The organism is Pedobacter sp. 01N416 (assembly GCF_056399685.1).
Genome location: NZ_JBFTRT010000022.1, coordinates 1 through 25,756, shown reverse-complemented (window position 1 = coordinate 25,756; position 25,756 = coordinate 1). Strand labels below are relative to the sequence as shown.

Genomic DNA, 25,756 nt, shown 5'->3' with positions numbered 1-25,756 from the left:
CCTTATAACATACCAAGAATCGCCATAAGTAAAGTTTAAGCCTACATTGTAATTAACTTCACCAGCTTTATTATTGTAATTTAAACTTAAATCAATACCATTTGCTTTCATTTTGCCATAATTTACTGATGGTAAAGGGCGACTAAAAGTTGGGGGTGTAGATTGAATTTTAGTGCTTAAAATATCATAGGTAAGCGTATGCCAATATTCTGCTGTAGCCGTAAAGTGTTTTAAGAAACTGATATCAACACCAAAATTTTTGTTCAAGTATTTTTCCCAGGTAATGTTTGGATTCGGATATACACTATATTGTATACCTGGATAAAGTGAAGGCGAGTCGCCAAAAATTGCACTGTTGCCAGCTGCGTATTTATCTTCATATTGCCAGCGTAAAGCATTAAAATCATCCCTAGCCCCATTTGGGTCTATTGGCACAAAATCGTTACCTGTTTGCCCAACTGAAGCTCTTATTTTTAAGGCTTCAATTCCTTTTACATTTTTAAAGAAATTTTCTTTAGAAATTACCCAAGCTGTAGATACAGAAGGGAAGAAACCCCAACGTTTATCTTTAGGGAAATATACTGAACCATCATAGCGATAAGCAAAAGTAGCAATATACTTGTCTGCGTAATCATAAGCAAATTGCCCGATAAACGATTTACGACCTGTTGTTGGCAGAAAACCATACATGTTACTAATTTGTTTTGTAGCTGTGCCATTTACAACACCTCCGCCACCAGTAGAAGCCCACCATTGGTCGGTAGTATAAATAGGGAAACCATTAATGGTGGCATCTATACCGTCGTACTTCCTTTCTTGACGCTCATACACCAATGCCGCATTTACATGATGTTTGCCAAAGTTTCTATCAAAGTTTAATTGAAGATTTAATTGATCCTCTTGATTCCAGGCTGATTTTTTTTGTATACTAGGCGTATGGAAACTAAGGCGCTGCCCTACATTAGAATTTAAATCCCAAATGCCGGGCTCAATTTGTTTCAATTGGTAATAGGTAAAAGGATGTTGGTATATTTTTTGATTGCTATTATTAAAACTTTTTATATAACCAACTTTAGCACTTAATCCTTCTAAAAAGGGCGCTTTGTAGGTTAAATTTAAGTTAGCTATAGAACTCAAGCTTTCTGAATTGTTGTAACCTGCTAATCCATTTGCTTCAGCCGGTTTGTTGGTAATCCAAAAATAATCTACCGGTAAACCCGAGGCAGAAAAAGATGGCATATAAGGTTGCCATACCATGAGTTTAGGATACATATCTCCTGACCAATCGCCTTGGGGGGCAGAAAATTTATTATTGTTTAAGCTAAGGCCGGCAAAAACCGCTACATCTTTGGTAAGGTTAGCTGTTATATTTGCCCTAACATTATATTTTTTCATGTTGGTGTTCTTGATAAATGTTTCTTGATCCACATAAGAACCGCCGATAAAATATTGAAGCTTATCTGTACCGCCAGATGCGCTTAAATTATGTGTAGTAATATAAGGGTTTACGTAAACATCTTTTAAGGCGTTGAAACCATAGCCCTTGCCACCACCAAAATCTGTATCTTTAAAGTAAGCTTGTGCAGCAGGGGTCCAAACGTTGTCTGCCGCTCCTGCAATTCTATGGTAAATATCGCCCCATTCCATAATATTGGTTAGCTTCATGTTATTTCCGCGAACGTCTTTTCCGGTATTTACCGAGTAGTTAACCGTTGCTTTACCTGCTTTACCGCGTTTGGTAGTAACCATTACTACACCGCCACCAGCACGAGAACCATAGACAGCCGTAGTAGCTGCGTCTTTTAAAATGCTTATTTCATCGATATCATTAGGGCTTAAATTATTAAACTCTGCAGCGTCGCTAGTAACTTTTCCGTCAATTACATATAAAGTTGGGGCAGGATTCCATGAACTTGATGTTCTTATGCTTATACTAGGCTGTTCTCCTGGTTTGCCACTTGGTGTAGAAACACTTAAACCAGACATTCTGCCAGCTAATAAATTACCTACTGATGTGGTCGGGATTTCAGTGTCTTTGTCTGTAAATTTAACTGTAGCTACAGATCCGCTTAAAAGCGTTTTCTTTTGCTTTGAATAACCGACAATTACCGTTTCACCTAAATTAATAGCGGTAGAGACCATTTCTATTACCATTCCCGCTTTAGGTGTAACGGTTACAGTTTTATACCCGGTCATTGTAATTTTTAGCAATGCGCCACTGGGTACGGCAATTGTAAATTTACCCGACTCATCCGCCATTACCGAGGATGCAGCTCCCCCTGTAACAGTAATTGTGGCAGCTGCCAATGGAACTTTCCCTTCTGCATCAACTACTTTTCCCGATATTTTTACCTGCGCAAAAACATGATAGGACTGCAGTAAGATGAAAACGATTCCGAGCACCCTTAAGTGCATTTGTAATACCTGTTTCATAATCTTGATCTTTGGTTGGTTAGTTTTTTTGTTTGGTTTTTTCTTGGTTAGTTTAGAGCATAACAAAACAATCCATGCTGTTAGGATAAATCTCAGAAGAATACCTAGCCGCAACTACCACTAATTTGATCGTTTACAATGTTTTTTTTGCCCTTACCCTTGCTGGTGAATAAAATATGCCCTGAAACATCAAATAAACCACATCAGGGCTATCTACGTGAACTTTACCTCCTTCTCTGCCCAGGCATTTACAGTATTGTTGAGGTTTATCGAAGCAAAAAGTATAAAGGATCTATTAGGATGTAGATATAATTTTTTTATTTAAATCATTATTTAGACTTATTAAAAATAATTTGGATAAAAGCAATTAAAACGATTTCTTTGTAGGCATAAACCAATCATACTGCATAAGGGAATGCAACGCTCAAAAATGAAATCAGAACAGAATCCTAAAAGTCTAAACTGGGCAAAACACCAGAAACGGTGGTTTGGCAAATGGCATCTTTATGTTGGTATTATTGCAGGAGCAATTGTAGCTTTTGTAGGTGTTACCGGTAGTATTTTGGTTTTTCAGGATGAGATTGACCGTGCGCTGAATCCTACCCTGTTCGAGGTAATTGCAAAGAAACAAAAAATGCCCGTTGAGGATATTGTACCCTTGATCAGGAAAAACTATCCGGATCTGAAAATAGATTATCTGATGCTCAACAACTTCAAAAACCCCAATGAAGCTTACAGCGTTCTGAATTCAAAAAGTGGCGGAGAAACTTTTATTAATCCATATACCGGAAAAACAACGGGTAAAAGAATCCATACCAGCTCTTTTATCCATGTGGTTACCGAACTTCACCGAACATTGCTTATCCCTGTTGCCGGGCGTTATATCTGCGGACTGGCTTCCCTCTGCCTTTTAATTTTAACCATTTCAGGTTTGCGTTTATGGATCCCAAAGAAATGGAAACAGCTAAAATCGGCACTTAGCGTAAGGTTTAGGGGCTCATTTAAACGCCAGAATTACGATTGGCACAATTCGCTGGGCTTTTACTCGTCGTCTATTGTGGCCATACTAAGTCTCACGGGTTTTTCCATTACTTTCTCCACCCTGGTAATCCCTTTTCTTTTTTTATTAAGCGGAAAATCGCCGCAAGGCGTAGCCCAATTATTAGGCGCTAAATCGGCATGGCATGCACAGGCGGTACCACTTCCCCTTAAACAGATTGTTGCCGCAGCTAAAGAAAAAATGCCTAATGGTTATATTGGCGGGATTGCTTTTCCGGCCGACAAAACAGGAACTTATCGTTTGGATGTAGTGAGCGGAAACCTACCTAAAGTGGGGAAAAGAGAAATGCTCGTTGTTGATCAATATACAGGCAAAGTAATGTTGAACAGCCAGAAGGATTTCCCCAATGTTGGCAATGCTTATCTTAGCTGGTTAACACCAATCCATTATGGGAGCTTTGGTGGCAGGCCAACACAGATTATCGCTATCATCGCCGGTTTAATGCCCCTTGCACTTTTTATTACAGGTTTTATAATCTGGTGGCCCCGTTATAAAAAACAAAAGAAGGGCAAAAAACGAAAAACAAATGAAGCAGCTTTAGATGAGGCATTGGAAGCCCCTGCTGTTGAAAAAGAATTAAAACCAGCGAAAACAAAAACGCCGCTTCCGAAACTCGGCAAGTACTTTCTCTTACAGTTTAAATCGGGATTAAAATATGCTTCGATTATTCTTCCGATTAGTTTTATGATGGGTGCACTCTATGGCCTTCCTTCAGGAATTGTTATCCAGCCAGCCATTTTTGTAGTGGCCTTTAGCTGCGTAATGGTATGCCTGAATTTTATATGTGCATTGTTGTCTGAAATGTTCAATATCTTATTTCTCCTTCCCTTTAAAAAAGGCAGTCATAAGGTAACCCGCTATTTTGCCTTATCGACAGCATTTTTAGTGTGTTACCTGGCTGTGTATATGTTGTTGCTAAATACTGGTTTTGAGGTATTCTAGAGTGATCATATCACAGTAACATCCGACGGTCCCTGTGGCTATTTCTTTTCCATAAAATTTTTCAGCTGCTTTCGAACTTCCCGCTAGGGAACGTTTCATCGCTATCGATAGTAAGGTAAAAGCTTACAACGAAGAAAAACTTGAAATTTGATAATGACAGATTCCAATAGAGTGGTCGTCTTTCCCGCACAGGCGGGAATCTTAAAGCGCTTGCATTACGATTACTTATAAGTTTTCCTTTTTTCAGAGGCATTCATGAGCACTCCGTGGTTCCCAATCAAGTTGGGAATGACGATCCTCATAATCTAACATTTGCAAAAAATCAGTTATTTATATCGATTTTTATACAATAAATTAACCCTCAGGATAACAATGTCTGTATTTATGATACAGCCTCTCCTATAAAAGATAATTATTTCGCCGGTGTAATGACGATTTTCCGGTATTCGATCGGTTCATGATCTCCCTGAAGATAAATAGGCCCGGGCTCTCCCTCATTACTATCCAATGCCCCTCCGGTAATGCCCGGGATTTCCTGGTTACTGATGATGGTTTTACCATTGGCTACCACTGTTACCAAACGGCCAACAAGGGTAATATCGTAACGCTGCCATTCATCCGGGCCAAGCGTAACCATTTCATTGGCGGTTAAAAATCCATAAATGCCACCGAATAGCACGCTGTTAGGATGTGCATCTTTTTTGCTGTCCTCAATCTGCACCTCGTAACGGCCCCTTAAGTATACCCCACTGTTTCCGCCTTTGGCGTATTTGAATTCTACATGAAGCTTAAAATCATTATACTTCTGTTGAGAAATCAGATTTGAGCCCGCTTTCGGACTGGTTAAAATACCGTTTTTAACTATCCATTGGTTTGGTCCATTGGTTTTCCAGCCAGACAGATCCTTGCCATTGAACAAATTGATGGGTTTGCCCCAAGCTGGTGCTGCCGTTCTTTTCAGGTAAGGTGTCTTAACGCCTTTCCAGTTATATTGTTTACCATCGCAATTGGTCATTGTTCCCTGAATCCCTGCATCGCCCACGGTGCCATCGATAACTAAATTCGAAGAACCGCTTTCCCATTGTGGCGGGATTTCGAACCTGAATTTTCCATTATCAAACTTCACTTCCGATACCGGACGCGCACTACCAGCGGTAGATACAAAGTACCCCACTAAAGTTTTATAACCAGATAGTTTTACTTCCATCCAGGCAGGCGCCGGTTTTCCGTTTACATCAACGGTAATGTCCCAACGGCCAATCAATGCTGCAGGCTCAACAGCAAGTTTAATGTTATCGGGTATCGTTACTCTTGCAGCAAATGTTTTTTGAGACAGACCTGCAAGGAACAGACAGCTTATACTAAACAAAAAGATTTTTTTTCTCATAAATGTAATTTGATTATTATGTACCTGATGTTTTATAACCCAGGACCAATAAGTTACAGGCCAAGGTAAATTGCCAGTAAGGTATGATTTATTTGTTTTAAGCACAAGTAGTGCTTCGCTCCTGCACAGCATCGTTACAAGACTGCTGTACCGTTATAACGATAAGTCTTAATAAACAAGTGTGCTAACCCATGTGCAAAACAGCGTAAGTTGAAATCATCTAAAAACAAAGGCCCCTGCAAATTTGATCTGCAAGGGCCCGTTTATATATAAGATTGATATTTATCCATTAATGGCTTTAACACCTGGCAATTCTTTGCCTTCCATATACTCAAGTAAAGCACCACCACCGGTAGAAACGTAACTTACTTCATCTTCCATGCCAAATTTTGCAATTGCGGCTGCTGAATCGCCACCACCGATCAATGAAAATGCTCCGTTATCTTTAGTAGCCGCTACAACTGCTTCTGCAACAGCTTTAGTACCTACCTGGAAACTTTCCATTTCGAAAACGCCCATCGGTCCGTTCCACAACAAGGTTTTAGAATTTTTAATTACATCCTGGAACAGGGCAACCGATTTTGGGCCGATATCCAGTCCCATCCAATCTGCAGGAATCTGACCAGAGTCTACATCCTTCTTATCGGCATCATTTGCAAATTTATCAGCAATTACGGTATCTACAGGTAAAATCAGGTTTACGCCTTTTGCTTTTGCTTTTTCGATCAATTCTAAAGAAAGTGCTTGTTTATCGGCTTCTAACAATGAGGTGCCAATTTCTCCGCCCTGCGCTTTAGCAAAAGTGTAAGCCATACCACCACCAATAATCAGGTTATCTACCTTATCCAGCAATTTCTCGATCAAAAGAATTACATAAACGTCGCCTAATTTTGATAATTTTTCTGCAAAGGCAACATCACCTTTTTCTTCTTCTTTGTAAAAACGAAGATTTTCTAACAATAAAACTTCACCTGGTTTTAAATCAGCTGCCTGTTTTACTGCGCTTTCGCCAATACAATCATCAACAAACTTAACTTCAACACCAACAAGAGCAGATAGATCAGATAAGATGTGCTTTAAAGAATATTTATCGGTAGGGCCATCTTTCGGGCGACCTAAGTGAGACATTAAAATAACCGCACCACCATCTTTTAAGATTTTAGAAATGGTTGGCAAAGCCGCCCTGATTCTTTTATCGTCTGTAATTTTAAATTCGTCATCTAAAGGCACATTAAAATCTACCCTGATTAATGCTTTTTTATCTTTAAAGTCAAACTGGTCAATTGTATTCATGTTTAATTATTTTGATTTAAGTTTAATTTCATTTAGTAATGGAAACCGATGCCAGGGATATCGAACTCTGGCGATTCGGTAGTAAAGCCGATTTTCTTGTAAAAAGCTGCCGCCGTTGAACGGGCATTACACCATAAGTAATCGGTTTTATATTCTTTCAGGTATTCAATGGCAAAAGTAACCAGTGCAGCACCATAACCATTTCCAACTGCATCGGGATGGGTGGCCATGCCCCTAAGCTGATAGCCCTCTCCTTCTTCCGGAAAAAAATCGTTCCGCATAAAGGTGGCAATTGATTTTATTTCTCCATCTTTTAAAAAACCAAGATGAAAGGTATCGTAGGCAAGATCGCCTTCAAAAACGCATGCTTCGAATGGTTTGCCATTGCGCAAAACCAGGCTTCTTAAAGGCAGTACTTCTTCTGGAAGAATAAATTTGACCATATTTTTAATATCAGCTAGCTTACATCAAGTGTGAAGATATTGCTATTGGATGCACTGCAAACGTTTGCAAAGTTAATAAAGCAATTGAAACCCGATAATAATATCGGCCAGAATTTTTAACATTTTAGATCACTGCAAAAAAACGACTCTTTCATCTATTTTGATTTTTATACAAAAAATTATCCCTCACGATGACATCTGTTTGCGATTTATCCCTTAACTTAATAACACTGAGGTAGGAGTCGATCCACCGATTAATTAATCCAGCATCTGGAACTGGGGCTTTGCAATGAATAACCGATTACAGCAGGCAATTAACCATGTACTATTGATTAATAAAGCAATAAACCAGCCCTACATTTTAGCCTTTACCAAGCTGATCAATTTTTTTCACCACATCGATCAAACGGCTACTGTAACCAAATTCGTTATCATACCAGCCCACCACTTTAACCAGATCGCCAACGATAGAGGTTAATAACGAATCGAAAATACAGGAATGTGGGTTGTCGATAATATCGACTGATACAATTGGATCTTCGGTATACTCAATAAGACCTTTCAATTCATTTTGTGCAGCGTGCTTAAAAGCTGCATTGATTTCTTCAATGCTTGTCTTCTTCTTTAGCAGGCAGGTAAAATCGGTTAACGATCCGTTTAAAACCGGAACCCTGATTCCTGCCCCACCTAAACGGCCATCCAGTTCCGGAAAAATATGGGTAATGGCTTTTGCTGCCCCTGTTGTAGTTGGAATAATGGAGGATGAAGCTGCCCTTGCCCTGCGCAGATCTTTATGGTTCGCATCATGCAGATTCTGATCACCTGTCATCGAGTGGATCGTCGTAATATAACCCTCTTCAACACCCCAGTTATCATTCAAAATCTTAATCATAGGGGCAATATTATTCGTTGTACAACTGGCATTTGATAATACAGGGCTACTTAAATCAATCTGATGGTCGTTTACACCTAATACAACCATCGGAATATCATCCGCAGCCGGGGCTGAGATCAACACCTGTTTTGCGCCTGATGTAATGTGTTTTTCTGCTGATGACTTGGTTAGATTTTTACCAGTACAATCGATAACCAGATCTACCCTAAGTGCCGACCAAGGCAATTCATCGGCATCCTTGATAGCGAAAACCGGAATAGAAAGCTGATTGATTACCAGTGCATCAGGTTTTGCAGAAACACTCCCGGCGAAAACACCATGAACAGTATCGTACTTAAATAGGTGAGCCATCGTTTTGGCATCTGCCAGGTCGTTAATCGCCACCACTTCAAATCCCTCAGCCAATGCTAAGCGTAAAAATGTTCTTCCTATTCTACCAAAACCATTTATTGCCAGCCTCATTATTATAAAAATTAGAGCGCAAAATTAGTATTTATTTATCAAAGCAAAGACCTGATTATATAAGATGGAAAAGGTATGATGAAACCTTATTTCAGCAGCTATCTTTTTCGTGCTAAGGTCAAAAATATTCTACTTGGCATTACAAAATGATAGAAGTGGAAAGAGACCATGGCAATCGATGGACAATAAATTTCCGGTGCGCAAAGTCATCCGCTTTAAAAAAATGAGTTCTTTTTTAGGAGCGCAGCGCCTGTATAGCTATGGATGTTTGTTCCCGTTCTTCGCTATATCCCTGCACTGCGCTCCGGGGATGCCGCTGCGACCGGGGCTAGAAACTTCTAATCTGCAAGGAAACCGATACAAAGCTGCCCCTAGTTTTGTCCTACGGGCCTTGGTTAAATAAACCTTATTGTAGCGGCTATCCTTTTTGTTGCAGCAACCAACAACATCTTGCTAACCACCACAAAAAGATAGGAGCGGAAAGAAGGGCTGCCCAAACCGATAGGCACTACACGTGCTTTACTAAAAAAAGTAAAATTTATTTTAAGAGCGCAAAGTCATCCGCTTTAAAAAAATGAGTTCTTTTTTAGGAGCGCAGCGCCTGTATAGCTATGGATGTTTGTTCCCGTTCTTCGCTATATCCCTGCGCTGCGCTCCAGGGATGCCGCTGCGACCGGGGCTAGGTACTTCAAATCTGCAAGGAAACCGATACAAAGCTGCCCCTAGTTTTGTCCTACAGGCCTTGAGTAAAATTTATTTTAAGAGCGCAGGAACATAGGCTATTAACCTGAACTCGATTAATAACATGCCTTTAAAGATCTTCTGTAGATTTTCAACTCACTGTCGTCACCCTGAATTTATTTCAGGGTCTATCTAGTTGGAAGGATGCTGACCACGAAGTAGCTATTAGGCTTTTAAAAACAATAGAAAACAACTAATAAAACAAGTTCAGCATGACGACCGCGTTAGGAAATGAAGCTAAAAATTGATCAATATGTAAATATTAATCGAATTAAGATTACTTATTAAAGTTTACCTGCCTTTCTTTTTAAGCAGGCTTAAGGTAAGCAAGGTATTAAACGCAATGCAGAGACCAATAATGAGCAAAATCAATATAAAATTCCCAAGATGCTGAAGGAAAATGGTGGCTACTATTGTAGCCAGATTAAACCCCGCAGTAGAAATTACGATCCAGCTGGCCTTAAACCCTAACTGCTCTAAACGGTGGTGGATGTGGTTACGGTCTCCCTTAAACGGAGAGCCTCTCTTTAAAATACGGATGGTAAAAACTCTTAATGAGTCGAAAATGGGTACGATCAGTATTGCTACCGCTATTGCTGGCGCAGAATAAAAAGCAGGTTTATTTTCACCTGTAAACTTATTGAGCTCTATAAACTTAATGGCCAGGGCAGCAGAAATAAGCCCGATGATCAGTGCACCTGTATCGCCCATAAATATTTTAGCAGGAAACCAATTGTATTTTAAAAAGCCTGCGATGGCACCCGCAAGGGCAAAGGCTATAAATGCATATGGCACTTGTCCCATCAAAGAAAACAAAATACCGAAAGCCAGGCTTGTTAAAATGCCGATTCCACCTGCCAATCCGTCAATGCCATCTATTAAATTGAATGCATTATTCAGGAAAATAATTAATGCTATCGAAAAAAGGCTTCCCCATAAGGGCGGCATATCTCCTATACCCAATACACYGTACAAACTTGTTAAACGAAAAGCACCGAAAAAAACCAGGATAAAAGCGACTACGATCTGCAAAATAAATTTTGTACTGGTATTGGTGCCATAAACATCGTCTTTTAAACCAAGTGCCGCAAGGATGATGCACGATGCAATTAAAAAATTAGCTTCTTTAAAATTAATAATGGCCGAAAAAAGCAAGATACATACGGTAAAACTACCTACAATGGCCAAGCCACCTAAACGTGAAATATTGCGTTTATGTTTTTTACGGTACAGGTCGTTTTTATCAAAAAGGCCATACTTTAAAGAAGTATAGATTATACTTGGAATACTTATAATTACGGTTGAAAAGGCCAAAATAAATATGGCTATACAGAAATAGTCAGGGCTGGTATTCAGAATATCTTTTAGCAAAACTTATAGGGACTTGCAAGCAAATATAACTATACTAAGATAAACAAAATTGCGATGTAAAATGTTTAACATGACATATATCAAAATAATTGATTTACGTCATACTAAACAGACAACAAAAGTTCCTAACCTTAAACCGAAAAGTAACAAATAGTGCTAAAGTACTGTTTATTAACATTAAAACTGACTGAGTTTGCTTAACTTTTTCTTTAGCAATACCCAAAAAGGCAAGGGCATCTTATTCCTTTTTAAGGCTTTATAATCATTAACAAAGGCAGAGACCCTGCTCATCACAGATTGGTTACTTACCCCTCCCATACGCATATTCACCATTAAGATAGGCAGGTAAACCGCTTCTATTTTATGGGTATAAAAGTAACGTAATATTAATTCGTAATCGGCAGCGGTACCCAGATCTAAGGCATAATCGCCGTTTTTTTCAAACAAAGATCTTTTCAAATACAGTGTAGGATGTGCGGGCATCCAGCCTTTTTTAAGATCCTGAAAGGTGTTTTGCCGTGATTTCCACGTCCTGATAATTTTATGTGTTTTTGGATGGATGTAATTGAGGTCGCCATAAAATCCGTCTATTTTCGGCTGATCGATAAAGGTTTTGGCTACTGATGCCAATACATCGGGGTGTGCAAATAAATCATCGGCATTTAAGATTCCGATTACCTCTCCTGTTGCCCTCTGGATCCCTTTATTAATGGCATCGTATAAACCTTTATCTTTTTCTGAAACAAAATAATCAATATGAGATTGGTTCTCCTGAATAATATTTAACGTTCCGTCTGTCGATCCCCCATCAATCACCAGGTACTCTACATCCGGATAGCTTTGCGCCATTACAGAATTAAAACACTCTTGCAAGAAGGTTTCTCCATTGTAAACGACTGTAATGAGTGATATTTTCATGGTTACCAAACGGGGATTCTTCGACTTTTTTTAAGCTGAAAACTATGGTAAAGATAAAGAATAGCTTTACATATGCCGAATGGTTTCCTATTCGAACAGACAAAGATGATCTATGGTTTGTTTCGTTTTCTAATAATGAATATGCCGAATAACCCTGCTGTAGCTCCCAATAGCCACGAATGGTCATCGAAGTTGCATAAAACCATTGTGAATGACCCCTCCAAACCATATTTAGCTGTTCCAAGACATGGACAGATTCCAGCTACACAAATTCCCAAGCCGGAACAAACACCACATGTAGTTCCTGTATATGATACGGCTGCCCAACTACAATAATTACTGGATAAAGGATATAAGGAATTGGTATAAAKCTTATATCCTCCTGTTAAAACATTTAATGTGGGAGTATCATAAAGTTCAGTCCCGCCGGTGATCAAACATCCATCGGTAGCTTTAGCTAAGGTAGAATAGAGAAATAAAACAATCCATATAGCTAAGCATTTCAAGGAGTTCATAACTGTAGAATTATATCCAAATCAAAACTACACCAAACCTAATGCAGAAACTACATTCGTTTTGTTCAACTGCTTTCAACTATTAAGAGGATTCCACATTTATTACTGATTTCGGTAAACGATTTATTCATCAGGCATGATGCGTCCCGTGGCTGAACCCTGAACAAATGCGTATAAAGTATTTCAAGAAAAGAATAATATGATAACTAATACGCCCCTTCATTCATATCGATACTGACCCCATATAAAATTAGTTTGTCTAACTTATGCATTTGCCGTTCTTTTTGTTCAATATTATGGCAACACTATGGCCCTTAGTGATACAAAATTACCACTATAAGGAATAACAGTATAATGACTTATAGACTAGATGCGAATTGATCCTTTTTTACGAATTATGATAAAACCAAGAAATCCGATGGAGCTTATTAAATACGGCGCATAATCATCTAATGGTAACAGCATACAATTGCTATCAGATGGATTGTAATCCACCAGAACACCCTGATTAGAAACACTTTCCAGAGAAGTACATTTAGATTGAGGATTGCCAGAGCCGCCACTGGCTACCGGATAATTATCTGAGGTAGTTCTTAAAATCCCGCAATTTGGATCTTCAGGCCAGTTTCTTATTGTGATTCGATCAGATGCAGTGTATAGTGGCATAGTGGTCCCTCCGTCAAAATAAGTTCCACTTTGAACTGTATAAATATAATTTCCGGTTTTACAGCCTACTGCTCCGACGGCATTAGAGAAAAATAAAACTGTTGACAAAACAGTTAAAAAGAGATATTTCGACATTATTGTTTGGTACTGGTGGGTGCACATACGTAACTCCCACAATCAGAGATGTTCTGCGACAAAAAAATTATAATAATAACACAACAAAATTTTGGAACCAAGTGATGATATAAACCAACACAATACCAAAATAATCGTAAGATTAATATTACAAAATTAACCAAAAAAGCATAAATAAATTATCGAATGGGGTGAATATGAATGGAGTATGACACGCTGATTTCGCGCTACAATTCGTCAAAAATGGCCCAGAAAGCACCTAAACAAAGAAAAAATAAAAAATTCGCTTAAAGCAAAATCAGAAATCCTTGACAATTGTCATGAACAAAATGAATAAGACTTGTTCAATATTGGCCAAAAGCAGTTTAAGACAAGCTATAATTACTTGTCCCACATACCACTTGTTTTTTGATTATAAAAAAGCCTAGGGCGGCCAGTGCCAATATCATGTAGGGTATATAATCATCTATGGGGCACTGATAAAAGTTTTGAGCGAACACACCCCCGTACCATTGAGTAGAAGTACCTCTTACAACACATTGTCTTGTAGTATTGGGTACTGGATCTCTATAACAGGAGTAACTGACAGCTACACCGGCGCCAAAACCATCATAAACAGGAAGACCTTGAATATCCGCGCTCTCTGTTGTGGGCACCGAAAAACCTGTTAGTGTTGTGTAAACGTTCGGGAATGAAGCAACCGCACCATAAGGGAATACAATTATACATCCTACTGGATTAGTCTGCGCAATAGCCGAAAATGACAATGGCACAAAAATGAAAAGCAATAAATTCTTAGCTTTAAATAACATAAAAATGGGACGCCGCCGGGATGAATACGTTGTACAAATGCAACGAAATAAAACTAATAATACTGTTAAATCTATTCAATAATACAAAATTAACAATTCTATGTACTGATTAATAAGTAATAAAAAGGATTTTGATAAAAATAACCCAAATGGAGGTGTTAAGTTGCGATTGGTGAGCCACCGAGCATGGGGGAGATCTTACACAAATGTGTCTGATTTGGAAAAGAATCAGGCAGAAAGCAGAATGAATAAGAATTTTTTGCCGGAGCGATCAGTAGATATCGGTATTATTGAATAATTTTTTTCTATTTCTAATGAAATATACTCCAAATAATTCCATTGAAAATATTATAGACCAAGCGTATCATCTATCGCACAATCTACAGTGTGGTTATATTGTGTTTAGGTAGGGATAATACAAACAAAAAAGAAAAGTGCTCAGCCGCGTTGGTCGTAATTGATTTTCTAGGAGCACAGTAAAAATTTTAAAAAATCTTAACCATCTTTACCATCTTTACCAATTTGAGCAAATATCATAAAAAGCAATAAAAAAATACCGCAATAAACACAACATAATACATTTTTTTGATGCTAAAGTACGAGTATAAGATGCGTATTTACGGTCGTTTAAATTATTTTAATTAAACAGTAAAAAATAAATAAGGGGTATAAGCTAACCAATCAAGCCAAATACCATTCTGTTTCTTACAAAACCTGCTCCTAAACAGCTTGCGAGTAAAACAAAAAACGGCAAATAGGTATCAATAGGGCATTGAATGTGGTTTTGCAATAGTAATCCCCCATAAATACCGCCTATGGTACATTCTCTTGTTAAAGTACTTGCAGGTTCAGTAGGATAGCAGCCAGCAGGGATACTGACTGGAGTACCTCCATAATTAGGACCAAATATACCGTTACTCCCCAGATAGGTAGGATAATAAATAGCTTCAAATCCTGGTCCGAAATATTTTACGCAACCTGTTTGAGCAGTTACTTTTAAAAAAAACAGACACAAAATAAACGCACACAGAATAGGTACTTTTTTCATAGACAATGAATTGGAATAGACGGGTCAAATATAAAACAACTTCTACACAAATAGTATTAATGAGTATTAATAAATATACATAAACATATTTTTATGATGATTTTTATCAATACAAAAATAATGCGTAAAAAACTAACTCCGTTTTTTTATTGTTGGCCGATTTAAACAAATAGCGTTAAAAAACGTTGTTAATTAGGCATTGACCAATAACATTGAATTATAATGGACAATGAAACTATGCATTATTCATCACCTCCTTAAAAGACAATAAGTAAATCTTACTTTTCAGTTTATTTTTTTTTAAGCATCTTTAACCCATATATTAATCATCTTTAACCATATTTTGCGTGTAAGCCATTGCACAAACTTATTTCCTCATCCCAAATTATGATCCCAACAAAAGCAATATTAAAATCTGTCTGTATTTTATTCATTTGCTCAATTTTTGTAGGTTGTGCTTCCAGAAAAGAGCATAGTCTGTTTAATGCCCCGAGTGATATAGTTACCGACACCATTAAACAGGTATATGTGGTAAATGATCAGGGAATTAGTGATGCCTATTACAAAATAAAGGTGAATGATCAGTTGGCCATCCGAAACCTGCAAAATAAAGAATTTGGTGCCACGGCCTCTGCCAACAGTAGTACAAGCAGTAATCAAACAGCAGGTGGATCCATCAATAATAGCCTTTCTTACTTAGTGGATACCGATGGGAAAGTAAATCTTCCTGCTATCGGAAAAGTGGAGGTATTAGGCCTCAGCAGGCGGGATGCCGCTATTAAAATTCAGGATTTATATGCAAAACAACTACTGCGCGATCCTATTATAGAACTGAGTGTGATAAATTTAAAGGTTACTTTATTGGGAGAATTCAGCAAACAAGGGAATTTTTTACTGGAACGCGAAAACACTACCTTAATTGATATTATTGGTGAAGCAGGAGGAATTAACAAAACAGCAGACCCTAAGACCCTGAAAATTATTCGTGGCGATAGAAGCAACCCGGAAATTATTTATGTCAATCTGAATGACATCAACAGTTTAGCCAGTAAAAATTTAGTCCTTCAGAATAATGACATTATTGTACTGCAGCAAACCAAGAGCTCAGCATTGACCGAAAAACTAACAAGTGTTAATAATATCGTACAACCGCTGCTTGTGGTAGTCAATCTTGCTGTATTAATCTTTACCTTAACCCGCTAATGGATAATACTACACCAACAGAAAATAAGAAGTTAGCTAGCCAGACCATTAACTATTGGAAAATCGCGTTGATTTTTCTAAGCAGGTGGTATTGGGTTGCTGGGACGGTATTGATCAGTTTTGTGATGGCCTGGCTATATGTACGCAGCATTACCCCTATTTATATTACTTCTGCTTCGCTAAAGTTAGATGGCGATCAGCAGCAACAAATGCCACCACTTCCTGGTTCGCCAGTAAATTATCGCCCCTTTAATCAAAACCAGATTCAGACTGAGGGAATCATTATGCGTTCGGAAGACGTAATTTTAAACGCATTAAAGAATCTTGATTATAAAATTAGCTACTATTTAGAAGGAAGGGTACGGGTGACCGAACTTTATCCGAAACAGCCTTTTCAAGTTGATATTTTAACCCAGGATTCAGTTAATTTCAGTAGGGCTACCTATTCTGCTAAGCCGGTTGATAGCAAAACCTTTGAATTATCGAGTAGCGACGACAATAACAAGAGTTCTAAAAAGTATCGTTATGGTCAAGCGATTAACGTTGGAAATATGGTGTTTACGGTTAAAACCGAAATTCCGTCTACCGGGAATTACAGTTTCAAATTCAATGGGATCAGAGATTTATATGGCAGAGCTGCAGGGGGATTAAATGTATTCGAACAGGAGAAAAACACCAATATTATGGGTGTTACCCACACGGATAGCAATCCTGTTTTCTCTGCCAATGTGCTCAATGAGATCATTAAACAATATGTAAAAAATGATGCAACGCTTAAGAAAAGATCGGCCAAACAAACTATAGATTACTTGGATAGCCAGATCGCATTTTTAGATGCACAGGTGAATAAATCTGGCAACAAACTTTCTAGCTTTCAAAGCGATAATAAATTAATCGATCCAGCGAGCGACCGGCAACTCGGAAATTCGAAACTGAGCAATCTACAAAACCAGATTGCAGAATTACAATTACAAGAACTCGGTATCCAACAATTAGAAACTCAGGTAAAAAACAATAAAGATAGAATACAATTTAATCTTAACCTGGAAGGCACCAATAGTACCCTCTTAACCGGTTTAATTACACAGCTTAATGGACTTATCATTAATAGAGAAAATAAGTTACAGAATTTTAATGCCGACGCTCAGCCCATCCAGGATATTAACCGGCAGATTAATGAAGTGAAACAGGCCATTGTAACCAATATCCGTTTATTGCATGAACGTAACCAAAAAACAATCAGTTACATCAATGGGCAGATTGGCCAGGCAAATCAGGCACTGGGCAGCATACCGGCCAAACAAAATGATTTCGCCAAATTACAGAGTAATTTCGATATCAACCAACGTATGTTTTCGATGCTATTTGAACGAAAACTCTCTGCGCAGATCAGCTCCGCAGCCGTAATTTCTGGTGCTACAATTATCAGCGTAGCACAGCCTTCTTTTTTTCCGATTTCTCCTGTGCCTAAGAAAATTTATTCCTCTTATTTATTTATGGGTTTGTTTTCGGGGCTGGGCTTAATTCTATTGGTCAGGATATTAAATCCTTATCTCTACGATATCGAAACCATCGAGGGTCTAACCGCAACCCCGATTATTGGTGTAATTTTAAAATATCCCAAAAAAGTTCAACCAGGCCAGAGTGTTTTGTCTATAGAACGACCAAAATCAATATTTGCCGAATCGGTTAGGTCGGTGAGAACAAATTTGAGTTTTATGGCGAGTGATCAGGACACTAAAGTAATTTGTATCACTTCTGAAATTTCGGGTGAAGGAAAATCGTTCGTAAGTTTAAATCTTGCAGGTACCCTTTCCATTATAGACAAGAAAGTGATTCTGATTGCCGCAGATTTACGAAAATCTAAACTTCACCATGCCTTTGGCTCAGACAACCACATTGGTTTAAGTAGTTATTTATCAAAACAGGCCGATTTAGCTGATATTATCTTTACCGATGAACGGCACAATATCGACTACATCACCTCTGGCCCAGTACCCCCAAATCCTTCAGAATTGCTGCATCACAAGGCGATGGAAACACTGATCGAAACACTGAGAGAGCGCTATGAATATATCATTATTGATACCGCTCCTGTAGGCCTGGTTTCAGATTCTGTACCGCTCATTAGAAAAGCAGATATTAATTTATTCATTATCCGTTCAGGTGTTTCCAAATTCAGAGCCGCCACTATTCCTGATCGTTTATCAAAAGAATATGGGCTAAACAACATTGCTATTATTTTAAATTCATTTGGTGATGAGAAGTTACATGCGAACATTTATACCACCAATTATGCCCATAGTAATACCGGAACCTACTACTATTCTAATTACACAGGCTATGGAAAAAGTGGTTATTACGATGATGAGAAGAGCTGGTGGGAATTTTGGAAAAGAAAATGACCTCTCCCCCCGCCCTCTCCTGGAAGAGAGGGGGGCTAAATAGCACGACGGAGAAGGTGAGAAGGATGATGGAAGGACTGGTTTAGGGCTTAGTGGTTAGAAATGGAAGATGGAAAAGATTAATCGCTAACTGTTTAGATTGGTTAATTTACAAGATGGAGTTTAATCATTGATATAGTATAATGATAGATCAAAATTACAGGTGGTATCCGGTTTATACACGTTCGAGAGCAGAAAAAAAGGCGAATGAAGAATTGAACAGGAAAGGAATCCAAACTTATTTACCTCTTAAAAAGGCAGTTAAGCAATGGAGCGACCGTAAAAAAATCGTCGAAGAGCCCTTGATTAAATCTTATCTATTTGCGTATATTTCGGCCAGAGAATATGCAGAAGTTTTGATGACCAATGGTGTTGCCAGATTTATTTATTTCTCCAGCCAAGTCGCTTCTATTCCTGATCAACAAATCCATGACCTTAAGCTCTTGCTCGCTACAGACGCCGATCTGGAGCTCATTGATTATGACATTAAACCAGGTGAAAGCGTATTGATTAAAGCTGGACCTTTTAAAGGCATAATTGCCGAATTGGTATCGTTACAGAACAAACAGCGTATTATTTTACGTTTACAAAATATGGGCTATTCGATTAATATTAATACATCGATAGCATTTGTAGAGCCACTCTAGGGTGATGTGAGATCTGAGATTTGAGATAGGGCTCGACAAGATATAAAAAAATGATCAGTTCATTTTGAAAATAAGATGTGACTGAGGGGGCGAAGCTGTATCCAATACACATTAAAAAGCTTCTAATTGGTTGATAAAATAAGATTATGTGTCGCATAGCGGGCATTGTAAACAGTAGAAATTCATTCGAAAAAGTTAATCAACAGGTAAAAGCCATGTGCGATAGTATGCAACACGGCGGGCCTGATGATCATGGTATTTATGCTGATAAAAAATCATCCGTATGCCTGGGTAACCGTAGGTTAGCCATTCTAGATCTCAGTTCTAGCGGTCACCAGCCAATGTTAAGCCACAAAGAAGATATTGTTATCACATACAATGGAGAGATTTATAACTACCTGCAAATTAGAACCGAGTTAATTAATTTAGGCTACATTTTTAAAACACAAACCGATACTGAGGTAATACTTTATGCCTACCAGCATTGGAGAGAAAAAGCTTTCGAAAAACTGGACGGAATTTTTGCTTTCTGTATTTTCGATAAGCGGCATCAATGTATCTATTTGGTAAGAGATCAAAACGGGATCAAACCATTGTATTACCACTTTGCCAATGGATCCTTGATTTTTTCATCAGAAGTAAAGGCTTTTAAACACGTCGATATTTATCAGGAAAATGAAAATTGGCGGATTTACTATCTTGCATTCGGCCATATCCCAGAGCCATACACCACATTAAAAGATGTTTGCAGCTTAGGTAAAGGCTGCTTTCTGAAATATAACATCAGAAACGCTGAGTATTCTACACAATCATACCATGAGTTTGAAAGCACATCTTACATTAATAATGAAAGCTACGCGATAGAAAGAATCCGCGAACAACTTGGCCATTCTATCAAACAGCAGATGATTTCTGATGTTGATATAGGTGTACTATTTAGTGGTGGCCTCGATTCGAGTATCATTACGATACTGGCTAATCAATATAATAACAAACAGTTATCCAGTATTTCTGCCAATTTTAATGAAATAGATTTTTCCGAAAAAAAACAGCGGAATAGCCTATTTGAAAAAATAAATATTCAAAAAATTGAACAGCTTATTACCTATCGCGATTTCGTACAGAATTTCGAAACCGTTTTAGCCGATATGGATCAACCTACAAATGATGGAATTAATACCTGGTTTGTGTGTAAAACAGCAAAAGAGCAAGGAWTAAAAGTGTTGTTATCAGGTTTAGGTGCCGATGAGCTTTTTGGGGGATACCCTTCTTTTGATCGGATCCATAAAATACAAAACCTAAATTGGCTGAGTAAAAGCGTTCTGCGGAGCATGCGTTTCTCCAACAACACCAAATTTAAACGGTTATATTACCTTAGCTTAAACTCTCCCATTGGCGAATACCTGTGCTTGCGGGGCGTTTACTCACCAGATGTAATTGCAGAACTATTAAACATCGATATGAAAACGGTTATCGATTGCCTGGAAGATATCCCGCTTCACCCCGGAATAAAGAAAACCAGTAATGAAACACGTGCAAGCTGGTTTGAATTTAACATGTACATGCAAAATCAGTTGTTAAAGGATACCGATTTTATGAGCATGAGTCATGGCGTTGAAGTAAGGGTTCCGTTTCTAGACCGTAATTTTGTCGATCTGGTTCTTTCCATTTCAACAGAAATAAAGTTTAGTTACGAACAGAAAAAAAAAACTCCTCGTAGAGGCTTACAAAGAAGATCTACCTGTAGAAACCTGGAAAAGGCGGAAAATGGGGTTTACTTTTCCATTTCAGGAATGGATGAGAAAAAACTGCGACATTGCCGATCCATCCCGATATGCAAATAAACGGGCAAAATCGCTCATACAAAACTTTGGAAAAAACAAATTGCACTGGAGTTCTGCCCTAGCCTTATACAGAATATATCATGCCGATTAAGATTTTATTTTTAACGCTTAAAACTTTTAGTTTTACCGGTGGTATTGAAAAGGTTTGCAGAAGTTTATCCCGTGTGTTATACGACTTAAGCGAGGAAGAGCTCGTTCAATCGACAGTATATTCCATGTATGATAAAAATACCGACCGCGATTCCAGGTACCTGAGCAAACAACAGTTTCAAGGTTTTAATGGAAATAAAGAACGCTTCGTGGTGCAATCTTTTTTAAGTGGATTAAAAGTAGATGTGATTTTGTTAAGCCATATTCATTTGATCAATATTGTCTATTTCATCAAGAAAATACATCCCCATAAAAGAATCTATTTATTGGCCCACGGCATTGAAGTTTGGAAAAAACTATCAGATTCCAAACTCAAAATGTTAAACCAGTTGGATAAGATTATTTGCGTAAGTCATTTTACTGCCGATAAAATTATGGAAATRCATCACATTTCTGCAGATCACATTGAAGTATTAAACAATTGTCTTGACCCCTTTTATTATCTGCCTACCCAGTTCGAAAAACCACAGCGTTTATTGAATCGCTATCATTTAAATCGCGAAAACTTAGTGCTATTTTCACTATCACGCTTATCTTCTTCAGAGAAGTACAAAGGATACGACCACACCATTGAGCTATTGCCACAACTCTTGGAGAAATACCCAAACCTGGTTTACCTATTGGGTGGAAAATGGGATGCCGTGGAAAAGAAACGATTAGAAGATTTAATTGTAACGAACCAACTTCAAGATCATATCAGAATGGTCGGTTTTATTGATGAAGCTGAACTTACCGAGCATTTCCTATTGTCTGATCTTTTTATTCTACCCAGTAAAAAAGAAGGTTTCGGCATTGTATTCATCGAAGCCCTGGCCAGTGGCCTCAGGGTTATTGCCGGTAATAAAGATGGCAGTGTAGATGCGCTTCAAAACGGGGCGCTTGGTGCATTGGTTGATCCTGACGATCAGCAAGGCATTCTAAGCAGCATATCTATACTGCTAAAGCATAGCCAAAATGAAAATGAGAAAATGACCCTTCAGGAGAAATGTATCAAAGCATTTGGTTATACACACTATCTTCAATCGGTCAAAAACTTGATTGTAAATGGCTCAATTGATCATATAGGATCTAATAATGATAAACAAAACATGCAGCTAAACAAACTTAATAGCTATGGTTAAGGAAGAAGAGCAATGGACCATTGAGGCAAAATCATCCTTGTTCGACCTAAAACTGTATGAAGTTTGGGCCTATCGCGACTTGTTGGTACTATTGGTCAGGAGAGATTTTGTTTCATTCTACAAGCAGACCATTTTAGGACCGCTCTGGTTTTTTATTCAACCCTTGTTTACCACCATTATCTTTACCTTTATTTTTGGCAACCTCGCTGGTATCTCAACTGATGGTTTACCAAAACCCCTATTTTACATGGCTGGCATTACAGCATGGAATTATTTCGCAGATTGTTTAACCAAAACCTCCTCTGTTTTTAAAGACAATGCCAGTATTTTCGGCAAAGTATATTTCCCACGGTTAATTATGCCATTAAGCATTGTGGTGAGTAACCTCGTGCGTTTCGGGGTACAGATGGTATTGTTTCTCATCTTATTGGCTTATTATTATTTCTCTGGCGCAAATTTTAACATCACCTGGGCAATCTTATTATTCCCACTAATATTGGTTTTAATGGCCTTATTGGGCCTGGGTTTGGGAATGATCATCTCTGCTATGACCACGAAATATAGAGACTTGTCATTCTTGATCGGTTTTGGCGTGCAGTTGCTAATGTATGCTACTAGTTTAACCACCCATGTCGAACATAGCCATTAAAGTAGAAAACCTGAGTAAAGCTTACCAATTGGGCCAAATAGGCACTGGAACCATTAGTAGGGACTTGGAACGTTGGTTTGCCCGCATCCGTGGCAAGGAAGATCCTTTTTTAAGAATTGGCGAAACCAATGACCAAAATACCAAAAGCAATAGCGATATAGTTTGGAGCTTAAAAAACATTGATTTTGAGATAGAGCAAGGCGATGCCGTAGGAATTATTGGCAGAAATGGAGCTGGCAAAAGTACCCTTCTAAAAATTCTAAGCAAGATTACTGCCCCTACTACTGGAAAAATATCAGGTAAAGGCAGAATTGCAAGTTTATTAGAAGTAGGCACTGGTTTCCACCCAGAGTTGAGCGGTAGAGAAAATATTTTTTTAAATGGCGCCATTTTGGGCATGCGTAAAAAAGAAATCCAACGTAAGCTTGATGAAATTGTAGATTTTGCTGGGATAGAACGGTATTTAGATACGCCAGTAAAAAGATATAGCAGCGGCATGTATGTCAGATTAGCCTTTGCCGTAGCTGCGCATTTAGAAAGCGAAATATTGATTATAGACGAAGTATTGGCTGTTGGCGATGCAGAATTTCAGAAAAAATGTTTAGGCAAAATGGGAGAAGTGAGCAAGGGAGAAGGAAGAACAGTGCTGTTTGTGAGCCATAATATGGGCGCGGTAACCGAACTTTGTAGATCTGGGATTGTACTTGAAAATGGACTGTGTAACTTTACAGGAACATCACAAAAAGCTGTCGACTATTATTTGAAAAACCAAAGCCAATTTTTATTTAGCGAATACACGACGTCAAATATTGTCTCAAACCCAAAATTTACAAACATCGAATTACAACTTGGAGGATCCCAACCCTCTCATACACTTCAAATAAAATTTAAGGTTAACAAAACATTATTCTCAACAGCTGCATTTGCCGTATTTGGCATTAAAAATAGTGCTAGTGTTACTATAATGGAGGCAATTCCATCTTTAGATAATTACATTAATTTTGAGGATAAAGATAAAGTTTATACCTGTATTGTACATTTAAATAGCTTCATACCTGATGAATACACCGTTTATGCCTGGCTAGGTGCTAGTGAAGCAGAAACTTACGATTGGGTAGATGATAAGTTAGGATTTGAAATTATTGATTCGCCCACACCAAAACGTACTTTTCCATTCTCTACCAGAACAGGATCGCAAATTGCAAACTCTTACTTAATCCCATGATCGAAGAAGTAAAAAACCGAGAGCAACTTTTATCAATAATAATACGCGCCCACTATAAAAAGGAAGGTATTTCTTTTTTTACCCCTGGCGACTTTTCTCAACAGCTCGGTTATATGAACCGCCCTAAAGGGTATGTTATAGATCCTCATGTGCACAGTCTAGTTGAGCGAAAGGTTGTTCTTACCCAAGAAGTGCTTTATATTAAATCAGGAAAAGTTAGGGTAGATTTTTATGATGATGAACGAGTCTACCTGCAAAGTAGAATTGTAGAAACTGGCGATGTAATTTTATTGGCAGCTGGCGGACATGGTTTCGAAATGTTAGAAAACTCCGAAATGATCGAAATTAAGCAAGGCCCCTATTGTGGTGATGAAGACAAAATTAGATTTGACTACAAGCCTGAAAACATCAACTTAATAACCAAAGGTAATGGGCCAAAACTTTAAGCTTTATAGTCAATATTACGATTTGCTTTATAGAGACAAAGATTACGTGGCAGAAACCGCCTATCTAATTGGTTTACTTGATAAATACCACTCTAAAGGCAATAAAATTATAGAGTTAGGCTCGGGAACTGGCAAACATGCAAACTTGTTGGCAGAGAAAGGATATCAAATTCTCGGTATTGAGCAGAGTGCTGAAATGGTCAAAATTGCGAACCAGAATAAAAAAGAGGGAGTGAGTTTTCAAATTGCAGATATTACTGACTTTAGATCAAACATCTCTTTTGATATTGCCATATCTCTTTTCCATGTGATCAGCTACTTAACTACCAATGAAAATTTGATCAAGACATTCAAGAATGTTCATCAGAACTTAAACAGAGATGGTCTATTCATTTTCGATGTTTGGCACAGTGCTGCCGTACATTTCCAAATACCGGAAAAACGAACTAAAATACTTCGAAATCAAAATATTGAGGTTACTAGAAATGCAAATCCTGTAATCTATCCCGAATTAAATGTTGTTGAAGTTAATTATGATATTACCGTAAACGACCTTAAAGACGGTACAATTCAATCCTTTAAAGAACAACATCCAATGCGGCATTTCAGCAGGCCAGAAATAGAATTACTAGCTTATGCCACAGGATTTGAGCTAATTCACAATGAAGAATTTCTGAGTCAGAACATACCCACAGTCGAAACTTGGGGCGTTTGTTATATTTTAAAAAAATTATAATGCATCCGATCCCGGTTAACACTCCCCTGCTCAATGGCAATGAATTAAAATACTTAACTGAGTGTATTGAAACAGGCTGGATCAGTAGCGAAGGCCCTTTTATTACTAAATTTGAGGTTCAGTTTAGTAAATATATTGGTAGTTCGTACGGAATTGCGGTTAGTAACGGT

At 38.0% G+C, this 25,756-nt stretch carries 20 protein-coding genes; 11 read left to right on the top strand and 9 right to left on the bottom strand.

The features are described 5' to 3' along the window. Positions 1–2,433 (bottom strand): SusC/RagA family TonB-linked outer membrane protein (locus tag AC1DND_RS02460; RefSeq protein ID WP_477578833.1); only part of this gene is annotated, 2,433 nt, incomplete at its 3' end. A gap of 430 nt (positions 2,434–2,863) precedes the next feature. Here AC1DND_RS02460 and AC1DND_RS02455 point away from each other — a divergent pair. Continuing rightward, the gene (locus tag AC1DND_RS02455; RefSeq protein ID WP_477578831.1) at positions 2,864–4,435 is read left to right on the top strand and encodes a PepSY-associated TM helix domain-containing protein; all 1,572 of its coding nucleotides are present in this window, start codon (positions 2,864–2,866) and stop codon (positions 4,433–4,435) included. 412 nt (positions 4,436–4,847) lie between these two features. Here the strand turns inward: AC1DND_RS02455 and AC1DND_RS02450 are convergent, their stop codons facing one another. The 8 genes from AC1DND_RS02450 to AC1DND_RS02415 all read right to left on the bottom strand — a co-directional run bounded on the left by AC1DND_RS02450 (position 4,848) and on the right by AC1DND_RS02415 (position 15,121). Further along, a complete protein-coding gene (locus AC1DND_RS02450; RefSeq protein ID WP_477578829.1) occupies positions 4,848–5,822 on the bottom strand; it encodes a 3-keto-disaccharide hydrolase in 975 nt (324 codons plus the stop codon). Between the two features lie 282 nt (positions 5,823–6,104). Then, entirely contained in the window at positions 6,105–7,115 is a 1,011-nt protein-coding gene (locus tag AC1DND_RS02445; protein WP_477578827.1) for a phosphoglycerate kinase, read from the bottom strand. A 32-nt stretch (positions 7,116–7,147) separates the two neighbouring features. Beyond that, the gene (locus tag AC1DND_RS02440) at positions 7,148–7,558 is read right to left on the bottom strand and encodes a GNAT family N-acetyltransferase (protein WP_477578826.1); all 411 of its coding nucleotides are present in this window, start codon (positions 7,556–7,558) and stop codon (positions 7,148–7,150) included. A gap of 361 nt (positions 7,559–7,919) precedes the next feature. Further along, positions 7,920–8,915 (bottom strand): type I glyceraldehyde-3-phosphate dehydrogenase, encoded by a 996-nt coding sequence (gap, locus tag AC1DND_RS02435; RefSeq protein ID WP_477578824.1) that lies wholly within the window; start codon positions 8,913–8,915, stop codon positions 7,920–7,922. A gap of 1,032 nt (positions 8,916–9,947) precedes the next feature. Beyond that, entirely contained in the window at positions 9,948–11,027 is a 1,080-nt protein-coding gene (locus AC1DND_RS02430; RefSeq protein ID WP_477578822.1) for an MraY family glycosyltransferase, read from the bottom strand. A gap of 177 nt (positions 11,028–11,204) precedes the next feature. Continuing rightward, positions 11,205–11,945, bottom strand: coding sequence for a glycosyltransferase family 2 protein (locus AC1DND_RS02425; RefSeq protein ID WP_477578820.1), 741 nt, complete (start codon positions 11,943–11,945; stop codon positions 11,205–11,207). Between the two features lie 881 nt (positions 11,946–12,826). Further along, positions 12,827–13,261 carry a hypothetical protein gene (locus AC1DND_RS02420; RefSeq protein WP_477578818.1) on the bottom strand — a complete coding sequence of 145 codons (435 nt, stop codon included), beginning with the start codon at positions 13,259–13,261 and terminating at the stop codon, positions 12,827–12,829. Between the two features lie 1,485 nt (positions 13,262–14,746). Continuing rightward, positions 14,747–15,121, bottom strand: coding sequence for a hypothetical protein (locus tag AC1DND_RS02415; RefSeq protein WP_477578816.1), 375 nt, complete (start codon positions 15,119–15,121; stop codon positions 14,747–14,749). A gap of 387 nt (positions 15,122–15,508) precedes the next feature. Here AC1DND_RS02415 and AC1DND_RS02410 point away from each other — a divergent pair, with 387 nt between their 5' ends. The 10 genes from AC1DND_RS02410 to AC1DND_RS02365 all read left to right on the top strand — a co-directional run. After that, on the top strand, positions 15,509–16,324 hold the full coding sequence (locus AC1DND_RS02410; RefSeq protein ID WP_477578814.1) for a polysaccharide biosynthesis/export family protein: 816 nt from the start codon (positions 15,509–15,511) through the stop codon (positions 16,322–16,324). After that, on the top strand, positions 16,324–18,729 hold the full coding sequence (locus AC1DND_RS02405) for a GumC family protein (RefSeq protein WP_477578812.1): 2,406 nt from the start codon (positions 16,324–16,326) through the stop codon (positions 18,727–18,729). Before AC1DND_RS02410 ends, AC1DND_RS02405 begins: the two co-directional genes overlap by 1 nt. A gap of 182 nt (positions 18,730–18,911) precedes the next feature. After that, entirely contained in the window at positions 18,912–19,415 is a 504-nt protein-coding gene (locus AC1DND_RS02400) for a UpxY family transcription antiterminator (RefSeq protein WP_477578810.1), read from the top strand. Between the two features lie 146 nt (positions 19,416–19,561). Further along, positions 19,562–21,259 carry an asparagine synthase (glutamine-hydrolyzing) gene (gene asnB, locus AC1DND_RS02395; RefSeq protein ID WP_477578808.1) on the top strand — a complete coding sequence of 566 codons (1,698 nt, stop codon included), beginning with the start codon at positions 19,562–19,564 and terminating at the stop codon, positions 21,257–21,259. Positions 21,260–21,339: 80 nt separating this feature from the next. After that, complete coding sequence (locus AC1DND_RS02390) at positions 21,340–22,530, top strand: glycosyltransferase family 4 protein (RefSeq protein WP_477578806.1); 1,191 nt, start codon at positions 21,340–21,342, stop codon at positions 22,528–22,530. Then, positions 22,523–23,179, top strand: coding sequence for an ABC transporter permease (locus tag AC1DND_RS02385; RefSeq protein WP_477578804.1), 657 nt, complete (start codon positions 22,523–22,525; stop codon positions 23,177–23,179). Before AC1DND_RS02390 ends, AC1DND_RS02385 begins: the two co-directional genes overlap by 8 nt. Beyond that, the gene (locus tag AC1DND_RS02380) at positions 23,160–24,404 is read left to right on the top strand and encodes an ABC transporter ATP-binding protein (protein WP_477578802.1); all 1,245 of its coding nucleotides are present in this window, start codon (positions 23,160–23,162) and stop codon (positions 24,402–24,404) included. Before AC1DND_RS02385 ends, AC1DND_RS02380 begins: the two co-directional genes overlap by 20 nt. Further along, complete coding sequence (locus tag AC1DND_RS02375) at positions 24,401–24,850, top strand: cupin domain-containing protein (protein ID WP_477578800.1); 450 nt, start codon at positions 24,401–24,403, stop codon at positions 24,848–24,850. Before AC1DND_RS02380 ends, AC1DND_RS02375 begins: the two co-directional genes overlap by 4 nt. Beyond that, positions 24,834–25,586: a class I SAM-dependent DNA methyltransferase gene (locus tag AC1DND_RS02370; RefSeq protein WP_477578798.1), complete on the top strand. Its 753-nt coding sequence runs from the start codon at positions 24,834–24,836 to the stop codon at positions 25,584–25,586. Before AC1DND_RS02375 ends, AC1DND_RS02370 begins: the two co-directional genes overlap by 17 nt. Next, positions 25,586–25,756: DegT/DnrJ/EryC1/StrS family aminotransferase (locus AC1DND_RS02365; protein ID WP_477578835.1), on the top strand; the 171-nt coding region annotated here is incomplete at its 3' end. The genes AC1DND_RS02370 and AC1DND_RS02365, both read left to right, overlap by 1 nt.

Excerpts from the sequence above, each read along its gene's own strand:
- AC1DND_RS02455 (WP_477578831.1), top strand. The coding sequence starts at position 2,864 with ATGAAATCAGAACAGAATCCTAAAAGTCTAAACTGGGCAAAACACCAG.
- AC1DND_RS02450 (WP_477578829.1), bottom strand. The coding sequence starts at position 5,822 with ATGAGAAAAAAAATCTTTTTGTTTAGTATAAGCTGTCTGTTCCTTGCA.
- AC1DND_RS02445 (WP_477578827.1), bottom strand. The coding sequence starts at position 7,115 with ATGAATACAATTGACCAGTTTGACTTTAAAGATAAAAAAGCATTAATC.
- AC1DND_RS02440 (WP_477578826.1), bottom strand. The coding sequence starts at position 7,558 with ATGGTCAAATTTATTCTTCCAGAAGAAGTACTGCCTTTAAGAAGCCTG.
- gap (WP_477578824.1), bottom strand. The coding sequence starts at position 8,915 with ATGAGGCTGGCAATAAATGGTTTTGGTAGAATAGGAAGAACATTTTTA.
- AC1DND_RS02425 (WP_477578820.1), bottom strand. The coding sequence starts at position 11,945 with ATGAAAATATCACTCATTACAGTCGTTTACAATGGAGAAACCTTCTTG.
- AC1DND_RS02420 (WP_477578818.1), bottom strand. The coding sequence starts at position 13,261 with ATGTCGAAATATCTCTTTTTAACTGTTTTGTCAACAGTTTTATTTTTC.
- AC1DND_RS02415 (WP_477578816.1), bottom strand. The coding sequence starts at position 15,121 with ATGAAAAAAGTACCTATTCTGTGTGCGTTTATTTTGTGTCTGTTTTTT.
- AC1DND_RS02410 (WP_477578814.1), top strand. The coding sequence starts at position 15,509 with ATGATCCCAACAAAAGCAATATTAAAATCTGTCTGTATTTTATTCATT.
- AC1DND_RS02405 (WP_477578812.1), top strand. The coding sequence starts at position 16,324 with ATGGATAATACTACACCAACAGAAAATAAGAAGTTAGCTAGCCAGACC.
- AC1DND_RS02400 (WP_477578810.1), top strand. The coding sequence starts at position 18,912 with ATGATAGATCAAAATTACAGGTGGTATCCGGTTTATACACGTTCGAGA.
- AC1DND_RS02385 (WP_477578804.1), top strand. The coding sequence starts at position 22,523 with ATGGTTAAGGAAGAAGAGCAATGGACCATTGAGGCAAAATCATCCTTG.
- AC1DND_RS02380 (WP_477578802.1), top strand. The coding sequence starts at position 23,160 with ATGTCGAACATAGCCATTAAAGTAGAAAACCTGAGTAAAGCTTACCAA.
- AC1DND_RS02375 (WP_477578800.1), top strand. The coding sequence starts at position 24,401 with ATGATCGAAGAAGTAAAAAACCGAGAGCAACTTTTATCAATAATAATA.
- AC1DND_RS02370 (WP_477578798.1), top strand. The coding sequence starts at position 24,834 with ATGGGCCAAAACTTTAAGCTTTATAGTCAATATTACGATTTGCTTTAT.